General features: G+C 37.0%; 12 protein-coding genes and 3 pseudogenes. 5 read left to right on the top strand and 10 right to left on the bottom strand.

The window, feature by feature from the left end; translation table 11 throughout:
- Window positions 1–67: 67 nt before the first annotated feature.
- Together KP78_RS13220 and KP78_RS13215 are read right to left on the bottom strand one after the other, a co-directional pair.
- Entirely contained in the window at window positions 68–718 is a 651-nt protein-coding gene (locus KP78_RS13220) for a nitroreductase family protein (RefSeq protein WP_041089605.1), read from the bottom strand.
- Between the two features lie 16 nt (window positions 719–734).
- Window positions 735–1,583, bottom strand: a complete 849-nt coding sequence (locus KP78_RS13215) for a VOC family protein (RefSeq protein ID WP_041089602.1) — start codon at window positions 1,581–1,583, stop codon at window positions 735–737.
- Between the two features lie 354 nt (window positions 1,584–1,937).
- Between KP78_RS13215 and KP78_RS21240 the strand changes: the two genes are divergently transcribed.
- Window positions 1,938–2,015 (top strand): hypothetical protein, encoded by a 78-nt coding sequence (locus tag KP78_RS21240; protein ID WP_422723713.1) that lies wholly within the window; start codon window positions 1,938–1,940, stop codon window positions 2,013–2,015.
- 229 nt (window positions 2,016–2,244) lie between these two features.
- Here KP78_RS21240 and KP78_RS13205 read toward each other — a convergent pair whose 3' ends face one another.
- Entirely contained in the window at window positions 2,245–3,282 is a 1,038-nt protein-coding gene (locus KP78_RS13205; protein ID WP_041089599.1) for an FUSC family protein, read from the bottom strand.
- A 200-nt stretch (window positions 3,283–3,482) separates the two neighbouring features.
- On the opposite strand from KP78_RS13205, the gene KP78_RS13200 reads away from it, so the two are divergent.
- Window positions 3,483–4,703: an MFS transporter gene (locus tag KP78_RS13200; protein WP_235420927.1), complete on the top strand. Its 1,221-nt coding sequence runs from the start codon at window positions 3,483–3,485 to the stop codon at window positions 4,701–4,703.
- Window positions 4,704–4,795: 92 nt separating this feature from the next.
- Here the strand turns inward: KP78_RS13200 and KP78_RS20320 are convergent, their stop codons facing one another.
- Window positions 4,796–4,942 carry a hypothetical protein gene (locus KP78_RS20320; RefSeq protein ID WP_162835597.1) on the bottom strand — a complete coding sequence of 49 codons (147 nt, stop codon included), beginning with the start codon at window positions 4,940–4,942 and terminating at the stop codon, window positions 4,796–4,798.
- A 112-nt stretch (window positions 4,943–5,054) separates the two neighbouring features.
- Window positions 5,055–5,336 (bottom strand): CC/Se motif family (seleno)protein, encoded by a 282-nt coding sequence (locus KP78_RS13195; RefSeq protein WP_041089597.1) that lies wholly within the window; start codon window positions 5,334–5,336, stop codon window positions 5,055–5,057.
- Between the two features lie 402 nt (window positions 5,337–5,738).
- Between KP78_RS13195 and KP78_RS13190 the strand changes: the two genes are divergently transcribed.
- Complete coding sequence (locus KP78_RS13190) at window positions 5,739–5,993, top strand: biotin/lipoyl attachment domain-containing protein (protein ID WP_041089595.1); 255 nt, start codon at window positions 5,739–5,741, stop codon at window positions 5,991–5,993.
- Between the two features lie 53 nt (window positions 5,994–6,046).
- On the opposite strand, the pseudogene KP78_RS13185 reads toward KP78_RS13190, so the two are convergent.
- The 4 genes and pseudogenes from KP78_RS13185 to KP78_RS20745 all read right to left on the bottom strand — a co-directional run.
- Window positions 6,047–7,482, bottom strand: a pseudogene (locus tag KP78_RS13185) (6-phospho-beta-glucosidase).
- An 85-nt stretch (window positions 7,483–7,567) separates the two neighbouring features.
- Window positions 7,568–9,403 (bottom strand): annotated as a pseudogene (locus tag KP78_RS13180) (beta-glucoside-specific PTS transporter subunit IIABC).
- A 92-nt stretch (window positions 9,404–9,495) separates the two neighbouring features.
- On the bottom strand, window positions 9,496–9,951 hold the full coding sequence (locus tag KP78_RS20750; protein ID WP_052474812.1) for a PRD domain-containing protein: 456 nt from the start codon (window positions 9,949–9,951) through the stop codon (window positions 9,496–9,498).
- A 15-nt stretch (window positions 9,952–9,966) separates the two neighbouring features.
- A pseudogene (locus KP78_RS20745) lies at window positions 9,967–10,080 on the bottom strand (PRD domain-containing protein); the annotation flags it as partial.
- Window positions 10,081–10,374: 294 nt separating this feature from the next.
- Between KP78_RS20745 and KP78_RS13170 the strand changes: the two are divergent.
- Together KP78_RS13170 and KP78_RS13160 are read left to right on the top strand one after the other, a co-directional pair.
- Complete coding sequence (locus tag KP78_RS13170) at window positions 10,375–10,863, top strand: CarD family transcriptional regulator (RefSeq protein ID WP_041089987.1); 489 nt, start codon at window positions 10,375–10,377, stop codon at window positions 10,861–10,863.
- A gap of 744 nt (window positions 10,864–11,607) precedes the next feature.
- Window positions 11,608–11,808: a cold-shock protein gene (locus KP78_RS13160; protein ID WP_041089591.1), complete on the top strand. Its 201-nt coding sequence runs from the start codon at window positions 11,608–11,610 to the stop codon at window positions 11,806–11,808.
- A 279-nt stretch (window positions 11,809–12,087) separates the two neighbouring features.
- Here the strand turns inward: KP78_RS13160 and KP78_RS21235 are convergent, their stop codons facing one another.
- The gene (locus KP78_RS21235; protein ID WP_157841500.1) at window positions 12,088–12,192 is read right to left on the bottom strand and encodes a hypothetical protein; all 105 of its coding nucleotides are present in this window, start codon (window positions 12,190–12,192) and stop codon (window positions 12,088–12,090) included.
- Window positions 12,193–12,528 lie beyond the last annotated feature (336 nt).

Here is a 12,528-nt window from a genome sequence, read left to right as displayed (position 1 = left end):
TTTTGTATTTTCTTAAAACACGAAAAACCCGATAGAAAGCTCTATCAGGTTTTTTAATAGCTTACGTTTACTTGAATATTTTAACGCGCTCGTCAAGCGGTTTAGATTCTTTTCCACCGGCTGCAGCAGTAGGATTACCAAACGGCATTTGAGCCGTAAGCTTCCAACTGCTTGGTAAATTCCATTGATTTTTCACTTCTTCATCAATAAGAGGATTATAGTGCTGAAGTGATGCTCCAAACCCTTCAAGCTCCAATGATGTCCAAATTACAAACTGAAGCATGCCATTAGATTGCTGAGACCATACCGGGAAGTTATCCGCATAGGCTGCAAACTGTTCTTGTAAGGATTCCACAACTTCCTGATCCTCAAAGAATAAAACCGTGCCATAACCAGCACCAAATAAATTCATTTTTTCTTCAGTAGGACCGAACTGATCAGCTGGAACAACTTTGCGCAGCGTTTCAGTTGTGATACTCCATAATTTATGATGATTTTCTCCTAGCAGCACAACCACTCTTGCGCTTTGAGAATTAAAAGCAGATGGAGTATGCTTTACTGCATGGTTAATCACTTCGTGAATTCTTTCATCTGAAACAACCGTTTCATTGTTAATCGCGTAAATCGAGCGTCTATTTTCTATTGCCTGATAGAAATCCTTTTTATTGCTTTCTTCTTTTACAGTTGATTCACCAAATAATTTTTGTAATAAGCTCATGTCAGTTACCTCTTTCTTATACTGAAAGTTGAATTTGATTTCCCGAAGGATCTTTTGAAATGATAATTCCATTTTCTTCTTGTACGAATGCACCGATTTTTTCCAGCTGTTCTAACACAATTTTTCGAGCTTCTTCATTTGGAAAAATTAACTTAAAGGAAATAAGACCAACACTGTTCACTGGCGGAGTCGATGCCCCTATACCATTCCATGTATTTAACCCGATATGGTGATGGTAGCCGCCAGTTGAAACAAATAAAGCTTGCGGGTAAGTGTCATTGACAATATCAAAACCTAGGCCTTCATGATAATACTCCGCTGTTTTTTCTAATTCTGAAACATGCAAGTGAATATGCCCCATTAATGTTCCAGCAGGCAACACTTTAAATTCTGCGTCTCCTGCTTCCTGAAGGAGATTTTCAGCGTTAAGCTGCTCAGTTGCCATTGAAACTTTTCCATCTTGCCAAGTCCATGTAGATGCAGGTCGATCGGTATAAATCTCAATCCCATTTCCGTCAGGATCATTTAAATATAGGGCTTCGCTTACGATGTGATCTGATGCCCCTATTGGATATTGAATGGTAATTAAATGCTTCAATACATTTGCCAAGTCTGCACGTTTTGGCAAAAGAAGAGCAAAATGGAATAAACCAGTGGTACGGGGCTGTTTCGGAATAACATCATCAGGTTGTTCAATAACCAACAACGGTGTTTTACCATCTGCTGTTAAAACAGCTTTGTTATTAGTTTGTTCTAATACTTGAAATCCAATCACATTTTGATAAAACGTGAGGGAACGTTCCAAATTTTGCACGTTTAAATCAACTTGTCCAACAAATATATATGGCGCTTTACGTAATGTCATATTTTCCACTCCTAACTAGTATAGTAAGCCACCGAACATCAACTCAAATGGGTAACTTTGTTTTTGCGAAGAAGTTAGTTACTTTATGTAACTTATTATATTTTTTATACTTAGTAGTGTCAAGTAATTTAGTTATAAGCATTTTTACGTATACTTTAAAGATAGGAGTGATGCGATATAAATGATCTTTGTCCTAAAATTGAAAAAATAATTACGATTTTAAGCAAGCGTTAGAATTTGCCTATTATTTATCAGCTGCTTACTGGTCCACAACGTTTCTGAACGGGTGAATCTTCCGTAGGGAAGAGTGGGAGAATTCTTCCTGCACGATTAAAGGAGCTATAAAAGGAAGGCATCGAAAAACGAAAATTATCCCCTGAAACTCCTGTTCGAATTGAATACTCGTTAACAGAGAAAGGTCTAGCTTTTTAACCTTTTTTAAATGAAGTGGATAAATGGTCAACATCAATTGAAGCATCCTAGTGAAAAGTAATGATACAAAATTTCGTTTGACAGATCGTGAAAAAACCGTTATAGTCATGAATGCGATGAGCTTGTTTGCATAAGTCGTCCAGCATTCCTGAAAAGGAACATGTTGTGGAGCATGGCTGTTGACGCCGCAAATTTCGAGAAAACGCCCTTTCTTTTGATAGGGCGTTTTTTAATTCTTTCTATTTGCAACTCTGTAATACTGATCGATTAATTCATTTAATCGTTGGAGATGAAATGAATATTCTACAATAGAAGAAGCAATTATCATAATCCGAAAATTTTGATCCTTCTTTTGACTATACATCTCCAGGATTTTCTCGAAAAATTCTTGACCTTCTTTTATAAGCTGTTCTTCCATCTGAATATTATTCACTTTAACTTTCCCTTCATACTTCAATAAAAAGTACTCATGAAATTGGATTAATTGTTCAATATGTCGATCAAATAGATGGTCTTCCTCTTCTTTCGTTTTGCTCTGAAAATAATGTTCATCAATGTTTTCCAGCACTTGTTCTCCTTGCTGCAAAGTCTTTAGCATTTGTTTAAAGACAACAATTTCTCTTATATCCAATGGATTTAATTTTGACATCTTCCCCCGTTCTTCATCAAAAATTTTATACTCCTCTTCTAATTTCTCAATGTCTTTTTTCAAATTGATACTATGTTCGTGAAATGATTTTTCTTTCATTTCATTAGAAACAGCTGTACGCAGCAGCAATGATAATTCATGAAAGATGCCGTGAACCTTTTCTAGATAGTTCTTTTTATATGTGGGCCTTAAAATGAGCAGATTAACAAGCATACCCGAGCTAATCCCAACCAATATGATTAAAAAGCGGTTCAATGTAAAAAGAATGCTTTCATTATCTGGTGAACTCATAATCGCCAGTACTGTTACCAAGGTTAACGGGATTCCAGTATTCATTTTCATTCTTAAACTTAAGGAAATAACTAAAATTACAGCGAGTCCAATAATAATTGGACTATCCCCCAAGAACAAAATAGCGAATAGTGCAACAACAGCACCTAAGAAATTGGTGATAATTTGGTCTGAAATCTGTTTCCATGTACGATAAATAGATGGTTGGATTGTAAATATAGCAGCAACTCCAGCAAATACAGCAGGTTCAAAATTCAGCAATGAGCAAATATATAACGCCAACGCTACTGCTATACCAGTTTTCAAAATTCTAGGACCAACAGTCAAGACACCGACCTCCCTTCAATTCCATGTTTCAGGACCACACATTTTAATAATCCGATTAACATTACCATAAATAACTTGCTATTTCATCAACTGTTTCAATGGTTTGGGACCTATCCACCACGAAAGGAAACAACATTATGTACATCTTCTAAAGCAGGTTGACCCATACTAAGCGAAAGAATGCTGGTAGGTGGAAAATGGTGGTATTTTCTCATTTAAAGACAAGACGATCCCATATTAGAGTGTTGCTTTTAGGGGTATTGTTAGCTCATCTCGGTACTTTCATGGTTGTACCTCTTCTCCCTATTTTTTTGAAGGTAGAGAAGGGGCTCTCTATTTCAGAAATCGGATTTATTTTAGCTGTGTCCCCGTTTACATTTCAAATAAGCAGCTTGCTTGGCGGATGGTTGGCTGATCTTATCGGAAGAAGAATTATTCTTACTGTTGGAGCATGGTTAAATGCAGCTGCCATCTCAGGTTTTGCATTTTTCGACCAAATATGGATGTATTTTTTAATGGGACTCCTCAGTGGGATAGCGGTTGGATTGAGTGCACCGTCTACAAAAGCTGCCATCGCAACCCTTGCTGATCAAGATGAGAATAAGACGACAGTATTTTCTCTCAGAGGAATTGCTGCAAATGCTGGTATTGTTTCGGCTGGCATTTTATCTTATTTTGTGCTTGGTGGAGCTTCCGAATTAATTTTTTACGTAGCGGCGGGACTGTATATAATGTTGGGGTTTATAAATTTGTTTTTGCTCCCAAGGGGATGTGGGGATGCCCAGTGTAAGTCAGTTCCTCTTCGTTCTTATGCTGAGATTTTAAAGAATAAAACATTTCTTGTCTTTTCAATCGTCAGTATATTTATATGGGCCCTGTATACCCAATTATCGATTAGTTTGCCTTTGCGTGCAGAAGACATCCTTCCGGATCCAAGTGCTGTCAGTTTAATTTGGACTATTAATGCATTCATCGTTATTATCCTGCAAAAGCCCATCTCTGCCTTATTTATTGAAAAAATGAATCCCATGTTTGCACTAGCAATCGGAATGTTATTTATTGGTGGGGGCCTTGGGTCGATTTATTTTTCTACTAATTTTTCTTGGCTCATTTTAAGCGGTTTGATTTTCATCATCGGTGAGATGTTCATTATGCCAACAATGGATGCGACCATCTCAAGAATGGCTACTACCCAAATGATTGGTGTTTTCTTCGGCATTGCAAGCTTTGTTTCAGGTATAGGTGAAGGAGCTGGTAAATTTATTGGTGGTCAATTACTCAGCTTAGGTACATCAACATCTACCCCTTGGATAACATTCGCTTTGGCTTCGGTGATCATTAGCGGTATGATCGCTTGGTTAACGTTCTGGAAGCCATTGAAAAATGTATTATCTGAAACGACGAGGCAAAAAAGAAAATAAGATAAGCCTATATCATGTTGAGAAGAACGGCAAAACCCATTCCTTGATAAGGAATGGGTTTTGCCGTTTACGATCATAATGTTGAAATCGAATTAATTATTTTTTCGTGTTTGCTTGTTATTATTTTTATTCTTCTCATCCACTTGATCAAAATTATTTTCTGATGCAAATTCAATGCGATCACTATTTTTTTTTTGATTTTTTTCGTCGAAGTTGTTTCTTTTCTCTTTGTTATTCAATGGTTATCACCTCCACGCATTTAATATAACCAATTTGAAGAGAACAATACTTCTTGTAGTTTAATGCGGGAAAGTGTTTAATTTTTTTGAGGTATTTGTATTTTTTCATTGATTAGATAAGAACAGCTTTGGCTGAAATGGATTTCAAAAAACTGATTCCAGAAAGCTTTAGTATAAGCGTATCCTTTACACGGATGTGTTTATGTATATAAATCGAAATATTATCTAGCTTTATTTCATTAAATTGTTCCTCTGCCTTTGGTTTTCCAGGTGTTGCAACTAGCTCCGGCGGACCTATTACACAGCAGCCTTGCATCTGCATTATCTCAATCCTTACTGGCTTTCCTTTAGATTCAATCCACTTTTTTGCTTTATCATCGATGTTTACATTCATATCTCAAATTCAACCCCTACTATTACTAAGTACTCTTACTATAATAATGAGCAAAAATGATGTCAAATAAAAATGAATATTCTTTCTATTGATCAGTATATTATTCCTTCATACATATGGTCTTCTAGAAATGAGCTGTGCATATATTGATTCAGAACGCAGTGAATTAGTTCATTTAACCTGTGAAAATAATTTATACAATTGCAATTGTTAAACGGAAAAATTACTTTTGTGGCTGCGGCCAAAGTCAAGTAGTGAAGTTCAGTCTCCAAAAACTTATTTTTTAACCAAAGACCAATTTAAATAAACCGAAAATTTTGTGACAAAAAGGTCTAGCTAATGTATCTTTTCATATATATATGGTAGATTTATACCTTGGTTATATAGAACGGAGGTTAATTAATGAGAGAAATTATAGAAAATATCTATTCTCCTTGTCACGGAAAAATTGAAAAGATATTTATCCACGAATCGGACTATGTCTATGAATGGGAACAGTTAATTTCCATTAGAGATGAACGCGGAATAGTGGAAGAAATCACAGTAGGAATTAGCGGAAACATTGCTTCTTTAGAGGTTCAGGAGAATCAAGAAGTAACGCCTGAAACGGTCTTATGCCGGTTAAAAGACGATTTATTAGTAACCGGAAGTGATTGATCATTTACGATAAATGAATTAAATCCCTCTCAATTTGAGAGGGATTTGTCTATTTAAAGTACTTCTCCATTTGTTCGTATTACATTTTTGTACCAATCGTAGCTTTCTTTTTTAGATCTTGCAAATGTGCCATTGCCTTCATTATCCTTGTCGACATAAATGTAGCCGTAACGCTTTTTCATTTCACCAGATGATGCACTGACAATATCGATCGGCCCCCAGCATGTATAGCCGATCAACTCAACTCCATCTTTAATTGCTTCAGATAATTCCTTTAAATGGTCCTTTAAATAGGATATGCGGTATTCATCCGTTATTAATCCCTCTTCATCTACTTCGTCTACAGCACCTAACCCATTTTCAACAACAAAAAGAGGCTTCTGATAACGGTAATATAATTGATTTGCAGTTATACGCAGACCTTTTGGATCAATCGTCCATCCCCATTCAGAAGTTTTCAAATGCGGATTTTAACAGAAGGAAACACATTACCGCTTGTCATTTTGCCAAGCACCACTGGATCAGCACTAATTGTACGGCTAGAATAATAGCTAAAGCCAATGTAATCAACCGTATGGTCCTTTAATAGCTGCTCGTCCCCTGCTTCCATCTTAAGCGGCCAGTCCTGTTCAATAAAAAACCTTTTTGCATAGCCAGGATATGCACCCCTTGATTGAACATCAATGAAGAAATAAGATTCTCTGTCCCGCTCAATGGCTTTCCAAATATCCTCTGGGTTACACGTATATGGATAGGTAACACCTGCCGCTAGCATACAGCCGATTTTAGCGTCCGGATTAATTTCATGACTTGCTTTTACTGCCAGTGCACTAGCCACAAGCTGATGATGTGCAGCCTGGTAAAGCTCCTGCTCTTTAATATCCTCTTCATTTAATACGATGCCTGCTCCTAAGAAAGGAAGATGGAACAGTATATTAATTCCATTAAATGTCATCCAATATTTCACTTTTTCCTTGTAACGAGCAAGGACTGTTTTTGCATAGGTCTCATAAAAACCAATCAATTCACCACTCTTCCAGCTGCCATAGTGCTTAATTAAATGAATTGGGACATCAAAATGAGCAATAGTTACCACTGGCTCAATCCCATTCTTGATAAGCTCATCAAAAAGGTCATCATAAAATTGCAAACCTTCTTCATTCGGCTCTTGATCATTGCCATTTGGAAATATTCTGACCCACGCAATGGAAATACGCAAGCATTTAAAACCCATATCAGCAAAAGGTGCAATGTCTTCCTTATAGCGATGGTAAAAATCGATGGCTTCATGTGAAGGATAATATAAATCCTTCTGAAGATACAGTGTAAGAATCTCCCCAATCAAATAGGAACGTCGTTTCTCACCAGTCGGCAACTAATCTACGTTTGTTAATCCCTTTCCACCTTCGAGGTATGTTCCCTCTGCTTGATTTGCCGCAATTGCTCCTCCCCATAAAAAGCCATTTGGAAATATAGATGTTTTTGTCATAGCAGTCTCTCCTTCTCTTTTTACTAACCGCAGTCAAACTTATTAAGACCGCAGCACCGATTTCTTTCACATAGGAAAGAAAACGTTACCCTGCCCTTACATCTCCTTCTTCGATACCAATTACGTCTAAAAAGTCATGTGAATTGGTCACAACAATTGGTGTTAAAATCTCATAGCCTGACTTGGTAAAGCCTTCGATATCAAATTCAAGTAATAGGTCTCCTGCTTTTACTTCGTCACCTTGCTTAACAATAGGTGTAAAATATTTCCCTTCCAATTGAACCGTATCAAGCCCGACATGAACTAAAATTTCTGCACCGTCCTCTGAAATAAGTCCGATAGCATGTCCTGTTGGAAAAAGGGTACTGATCGTGCCGTTTACAGGTGCATAAGGCTTACCTTCTGTCGGGTAAATCGCGACACCCTTACCAAGTGCTTCAGATGAAAAAGCTGCATCCTTTACATGTGATAGTGGAAGCACCACTCCAGTTAACGGGCTTAAAGCACCACCATTAATATGTTTATTATCTGTAGCTTAATTTGTTGCTTCAGTCGTTTCTGTTACTTCCTCATCAACTGGATCTTTAAATCCAACGAGATATGTTAATACAATTGATAGAACAAATGCGACTGAAATCCCAATCAAAAAGCCTGCAAATCCTTGTCCATAGAATACAGGAATCATCAGTAATCCCAGAGGTCCTTTTGCGATTGCTACACTTTGCGAATAACCAACAATGGCTCCACCAACCCCAGCACTAATGACTGCGCAAATAAATGGCTTTTTCAAAGGAAGGGTTCCCCCATACACAGCCGGCTCTGTAATACAGAAAATTCCTGTAACAGCAGTTGACCCTGCCAACGCTTTTTGTTTTTTGTATTTTGTTTTCAGCATGACACCTATTGCCGCTCCAGCCTGTGAAAATACTGCAGGAGCTGTTGCCGGTTTAATATTGTCATAGCCTTTGACGGTTATGTTATTAATAAAGATCGGAATAAGTCCCCAGTGAATCCCGAAAATAACAAGCACCTGCCAGGACATCGCAATAATAGCTCCTGCTAGAGTTGGACTAAAAGAAAAGACCTTCATGATTCCAGCTGCAATACTGTTCCCCATACAAACACCAAACGGTCCAAACATAAGAAGCGGTAAAGGTACGATAACAACTAAAAGAACTAATGGAGTAATAAATGTTTTCACACTCGCATGAATGTAACGATTTAAAAAGCGTTCAACATAACTCATCACAAACACCGCTAATATAATTGGAATGACGGTTGAAGTATATCGCATCATCACGACCGGAATGCCTAAAAAAGTTGTGTCTACATCGCCATTTGCCAGCCCCAGCATTGCAGGATAGATCAGAGCCCCAGCAATGGTAACGGCGATGAAAGGATTTGCATCAAATTTCTTTGCTGCTGTAAACACTAACAACAAAGGCAAGAAGTAAAAAAGGCTATCTGATCCTGCAAATAAGATGATGTAAGTTGTGTCTTCTGCTGTAAGTACACCTGTATTTAATAAAATACCGAGTACTCCTTTTAAAATCCCTGCTCCAGCCTTTACCCCGAGAAGTGGCGTGAAAATCCCAGCAATCACATCCACCATACGGCCGAGTACTGAGCCTTTATCCTGAGAGCCTTCTGTATTCTTTTGACGTGAATCCTCTAAGATCGCTGTTTGTTTTCCAATTTCCTTATATACCTCGGGCACATTATTTCCTATGACAACCTGGAACTGCCCTCCGCTTTCCATTACGGTTACGACTCCATCTATTTTTTCAATTACCGCTTTATTCGCTTTTGATCGATTGTTTACCTTAAAGCGTAATCGTGTTGCACAATGAACCAATGATTAGACATTTTCTTCTCCTACAATATGCTGAACTATTTCTTTTGCTGCTATTGAGTAGTTCATGAGTTTTCCCCCTTTGTATTGTGATAAAAGAAAAAACCTAAGCTGAACGAATGAAGTACAAAGGTATTCCCCTTGCTTCCATTTCGATCAGCCTAGGTTTCGCCTGCCAAACAGTAACAATCCAATTGTGATGTATGCTGTTTCCACTCTTGTCTTGATGTGACCCGGTGGATATGTAAGGTTAAATAAACCTTTTCATCATTCGAGATGGTCCATTGATACGTCTTTTCTACGTATGCCGCCATTTTCACACTGCATTGATATGCCTTTTCATACTGGCGTTTCACTTGCTGAAAAAGAAAGTCATCTTCATTATTGATATTTGTTTTTTCTTTTCGAATCAGTCTCCATGAGAAAAATCTCAAATGAGTTAAAAAGCGATCATAGTTTACAGAATCTTCATCCATTGCCATTTGAAAATGGTACTTCACGATATTCAACAGATCGTTGACCATTTTCACTACATTGACAATTTCGTCCATGTTGTTTTCTGATGTTTGACTATTGACGAGATGCAGGGCAATAGATGCTGCCTCATCCTCATTCATCCGAATTCCCGTTTCTTCCTCAATTATATCAAGTGCTGTTAGCGCAACCTGGAATTCAGTTTTATAGTACTTTTTAATCTCCCAAGTTAAAGCATTTCGAAGCTGAAACCCTTGTTTGTAACGACTGATGGCGAAGCTCAGGTGATTGTCAACGCAACGTACAAATAATCATCCAGCCTGGCGCCTAGTCTGGATTTTGCGTACGATATAATGCGCTCAGAGATTAATAGATACTCCTCAGAAATTTCCTTCAGCAGCTCCGCCAGCTTTTCATGTTGCCTATATGAAATTTTATTTTTGGTATAAAAAGGGAAATAAGAAATAAAAATTTTACCGAAAAACTATTGACTACTAATTATAAAAAATGGTATTATTAAAAATTTGATAATAAATCGAAAACATGATATCATTATAACACAGTACATGGAGGTGGATTATTTGTTTAAAGTTGGCGATAACATTATATATCCAATGCATGGTTCAGGTGTAATTGAAGGAATTGAAGAAAAAGAAATCCAAGGACAAACTCAGAAATATTATGTGATAAAAATACCTATGAATGCTTTGCAAGTACTTATCCCTATCCAAAATATAGAAAAGTCACACATACGCTCGATTGCCGACAAGCTTTCAATGGCAGCGGCATTAGATATTTTCCATCATGGAGAATCAGATCTGTCTTTGTCTTGGAAACAAAGATATAAAATAAACTCAGATAAAATGAAGTCGGGTAAATTAAGAGAAGGTGCTGAAGTGGTACGAGATTTAACCCGGATGCAAAATGATAAAACCCTTAATTCCAGTGAAAAACAAATGTTGGTTAATGCTAAGAAAATACTCGTGGGTGAACTAAGATTAATCAGAGGAATCACTGAAGTGCAAGCAACTGATTTGTTGGAAATGACCGTGTAAATATAGAACCACCATATTAGGACCTGTTTAGTCCTAATTGCTTTAACCATAATGCTGACATTCTCCTCTGACTCATAATCGCAACAGCCCCCCTTTGTTCGTTCGATAAACATGACTTAAATCGTTTATTAGCATTTTTTCCTTTTGCTGCCCATTTCCCAAGCGGTAATAGAAATAGATTTCCACAGTAAATGTAATTCTTCCCTCAGGGATTAATCCTTAAAATTAATTTTGTAAGCAATCTAGATTCAATGTATGTTTTTATTTTTTTATGAACAGCAAGTTTATGCGATTTATTGATATAGTAAACGTAATAGTAATTTATGGAGGTCAAAAAATGCGGTACTTATGTGTAAAAGATTGGGAATTAAACGGTACAATCTATTTCAAAAAGAATAAAAGCTATAACGGTAGAGATGTCAAATTAATTGTCGATAGACAACTAAACAGTATAAAAATGATTGGTGAAAACAATATGCGAATAAAATTCCAAAAAGATAATGAGTACTTTAGTATCAGTTAATGGAACGATGATTTAATGGAGATGGAGATACAGATACTGCTCACACAAAACTATAAATCAATCGTACTTACGGTTAGATATAACAAAAGTATCTCTTTGTTAATCGATCCCCAAAAAACAGCTCTTTCTCACCATCGCAATAGGATTAAAAAAGGGTTAATCCGGTTAAAATAAGTAGAGCAACATTAAAAGCAATTTTTAAACGCTAGGAGGCAACAAAAATGGAACATGGCAAAGTTAAATGGTTTAACGGTGAAAAAGGATTTGGATTTATTGAACGTGAAGGCGGAGAGGATGTATTTGTTCATTTTTCCTCCATTCAAAGTGAGGGGTATAAAACGCTAGAAGAAGGTGAAAATGTTACCTTTGAGCTAGAGCAAGGCCAACGTGGTCCTCAAGCAACAAATGTGCAAAAAGCCTGAAATAGGAAAACTAAACCAGACTTCATTTGAAGTGACTCAATAAAATCAGACAGGTTATTTCTTTAGGCAGCTTGTTGGGCATGGTTCGGTATTGTATACCGGGCTCATGCCTTTTATTTTTGTCTTAATTCGTTTGTGATGATAAATAATCCATATATCCTGCCGGTTCCTTCTTATACTGCTATACACGCTCATCTTTTCCGCTTTACCTTTTAAAGTAAAGGAACGGTATTTTTTTATGCGTACAAGACACTTTAAGCAGAATCCTTTCATCATTCGCTATACTTCTGTACTTTGTTCATGATTGACTCTTTGTCCACGATTCGCGAGTTCGCCTCGAATACGGCGGTATCCATAACTGTTCTGTTGCTCATGATAAATCACTTGAATAAGCGTTTTTTAATTCGGCATCTTTGTCTAGCGGGCCGAAATGCTTCACTTACAATTATAGGTACTGTGCATTTAGACCTAGCAGATCCAGAAATGGGTTCACAGGAATTCCAACAATAGTTCATAGACTATTCTTACATTTTGTCTTCTATGGTGATTTTCCCTTGTTCTAAACGAAGACTTTCAACTTTTTTACTTAGGTATTCTACATATGCAGGCGCTCTACTTCTGCCTGTAATGCCTCAACTAATCCTTCAGCTACTGTTAATTTTTCGCTACTTTTGAGTTTCTTTTAGAAAAAAAAAAAAAAAACAGATCCTAATAAAAGGA

Source organism: Jeotgalibacillus soli (assembly GCF_000829435.1).
In the GTDB taxonomy this organism is placed as follows: Bacteria; Bacillota; Bacilli; order Bacillales; family Jeotgalibacillaceae; genus Jeotgalibacillus; species Jeotgalibacillus soli.
This window is presented reverse-complemented; position numbering and strand designations above follow the sequence as displayed.

Bases quoted from the DNA above. Each gene is read 5' to 3' on its own strand.
- KP78_RS13220 (WP_041089605.1), bottom strand. From the start codon at position 718: ATGAGCTTATTACAAAAATTATTTGGTGAATCAACTGTAAAAGAAGAA.
- KP78_RS13215 (WP_041089602.1), bottom strand. From the start codon at position 1,583: ATGACATTACGTAAAGCGCCATATATATTTGTTGGACAAGTTGATTTA.
- KP78_RS13195 (WP_041089597.1), bottom strand. From the start codon at position 5,336: ATGAATGTAAACATCGATGATAAAGCAAAAAAGTGGATTGAATCTAAA.
- KP78_RS13190 (WP_041089595.1), top strand. From the start codon at position 5,739: ATGAGAGAAATTATAGAAAATATCTATTCTCCTTGTCACGGAAAAATT.
- KP78_RS20750 (WP_052474812.1), bottom strand. From the start codon at position 9,951: ATGAATGAGGATGAGGCAGCATCTATTGCCCTGCATCTCGTCAATAGT.
- KP78_RS13170 (WP_041089987.1), top strand. From the start codon at position 10,375: ATGGAGGTGGATTATTTGTTTAAAGTTGGCGATAACATTATATATCCA.
- KP78_RS13160 (WP_041089591.1), top strand. From the start codon at position 11,608: ATGGAACATGGCAAAGTTAAATGGTTTAACGGTGAAAAAGGATTTGGA.